Source organism: Shewanella sp. 10N.286.51.B2 (assembly GCF_041469265.1).
Taxonomy (GTDB): Bacteria; Pseudomonadota; Gammaproteobacteria; order Enterobacterales; family Shewanellaceae; genus Shewanella.
Map to the genome: position 1 here is coordinate 1 of NZ_JBFRKH010000114.1, position 1821 is coordinate 1821.

The window sequence follows — 1821 nt, forward strand, 5'->3', positions numbered from 1 at the left end:
TATCACCATCTTTGATGAGGTGTAGGGGATACTGGTGACGCGCAATTGGTCTTCGTGTAAGGTAGCATTCATCGAGGCATGAACCCCATTTCTGACAAGGTTTCTGATAATTCACCAAAGCGCTCAAGTTTACATTCAAGCTCTTTCACTTTGGTTTTTAATTCAATGTTTTCAGCCTCCAGTGCTGATAAGCGTTTTGAATCAAGCGCCTTGCGATTCGCCGTATTATCGTATTGTTTAGGCTTATCAGTTTCTTTTTTTGCGGTGTCGGTCAGTGGTGGCAGCACGCCTTTGTCGCGCAGGTTATCTTCTAGTTGTTTTAATGATTTTCGTAAATCAGGATTTTGATTTAGAGCTGATTTACCACAGCCTACGGCTTTAGCCACTTCAATACGATTTAGCTGACCTCTAAACACTATTTGTTTAAAGTCATCATCCTGTTGAGTTGCCACCCACACCTGAAACGCATCGAGGTTTTGCTGTGCTTTTTGCTGCCCATTTGCCATTAGTCATCTACCTCACCCAATAGCTTGCGAAGCCCTGTGACAAAGCCTCTAGGGAATACTTCGCTGTTGTATTCCATGTCTTTTACCTGACCCGCCTGAGTAGTTTGCCAGTCGTTCTTTTCCATACATTCATCAGAAATTGCATACGCTAAGGCTTTTTTCTCTGATTCGGTGAGTACGCCTGATAGGGATGGCAGCACTTCAACACTTGGCTCTGCGGTGGTGTCAAACTGGCGCACAGGGCGTTTGTCGATGGTAATATTGGCGTGTTGCTTGAGCAAATTAACCTCTTTGCGGTAACGGTTACGCTCCGCAATAATTTGACCAAACAAGGCGCGTACCGCAGGGTCTGGGATGCGCTCTAGCAGTTTATTATCCGCAGGGATGGATTTAGACCGTGAGGTGTTGGATAACGGTTTTTTGGTATTGGTATTGTACTTTGCCGCCCATGCTTCGATGAGTGTTCGGTAGTGCTTGTTACGGGTAGCACGCAACGCCTCATACGCCAATCCGCCATTTTCCGCAGACACCCGACCAATTTGCGTGATGGAGAAGTCACGCTGACCTGATTCTGCATAGGCTTTCAGGGTTTCGTTGAGCTTATCGAGGTTTTGTTGCGTGCGAGGCACTTTACCTTCTTTTAAGTCAGCCAGAATAACATCAATATCGAGTTCCATTAGTCCTCCAATAAGTTCGGTAGTGCGATGCCATCTAGATTAATGGCTTTATCAGTCAGAGCATGAATGCCCTCAGAGAACAGCTTGTTATCAGTCAGGTATTCACCCGCTTCTATGTAGCTCGCCACCTTACGGTAACCTTCGAGCTTGTCGTCAGGGTCAGCAATTTTCGCCATTTGGCGCAGCATAGCATTGGCGGCGATGAGCTGTTGTTTGTCGTCCATTTCCATGAAAATCGGCTCGAAGCCTTTTTTCATCAGTACACGACTGAGCTTGCGTGAGCGCTTTTCTATGGCAGGGGTTTTACGCAATTCGTCCTGCAAATCAGGGTAGAACTCTGCGTCATCACAAAGAAGAGATAGGTGTAACAATTCAGAGTCGGTTTCGATAAACTTCAAGGCATGGCTGACATCTTGCTCAGAGCCAACCGCAACCAGTTTATCTTTGGCGTCGTCCCCACTTCTGGTTTCTTCGACACGAATGATTTTGTTGATAAGCTCAAAGCACGCAATCCAGTCTTTTGTGTACTCATCGGCTTCGACTTGCTGTTTTTCATAGCGGCGCTGTAGAGTTTGCAGCTCATCGTGCTTGATAAACGGCTTGCCTTGCTCTTCACAGAAGAATTGTTCGTCTTTTAG

At 46.2% G+C, this 1821-nt stretch carries 2 protein-coding genes and 1 pseudogene; all 3 read right to left on the minus strand.

What is annotated here, in order from left to right:
• Window positions 1–68: 68 nt before the first annotated feature.
• Window positions 69–506 (minus strand): VPA1267 family protein, encoded by a 438-nt coding sequence (locus tag AB4140_RS19625; protein ID WP_055024795.1) that lies wholly within the window; start codon window positions 504–506, stop codon window positions 69–71.
• Window positions 506–1183, minus strand: coding sequence for a gamma-mobile-trio protein GmtX (gene gmtX, locus AB4140_RS19630; protein ID WP_372002313.1), 678 nt, complete (start codon window positions 1181–1183; stop codon window positions 506–508). Before gmtX ends, AB4140_RS19625 begins: the two co-directional genes overlap by 1 nt.
• A pseudogene (locus AB4140_RS19635) lies at window positions 1183–1821 on the minus strand (integrase); the annotation flags it as partial. The gene gmtX and the pseudogene AB4140_RS19635, both read right to left, overlap by 1 nt.

Bases quoted from the DNA above. Each gene is read 5' to 3' on its own strand.
- AB4140_RS19625 (WP_055024795.1), bottom strand. From the start codon at position 506: ATGGCAAATGGGCAGCAAAAAGCACAGCAAAACCTCGATGCGTTTCAG.
- gmtX (WP_372002313.1), bottom strand. From the start codon at position 1,183: ATGGAACTCGATATTGATGTTATTCTGGCTGACTTAAAAGAAGGTAAA.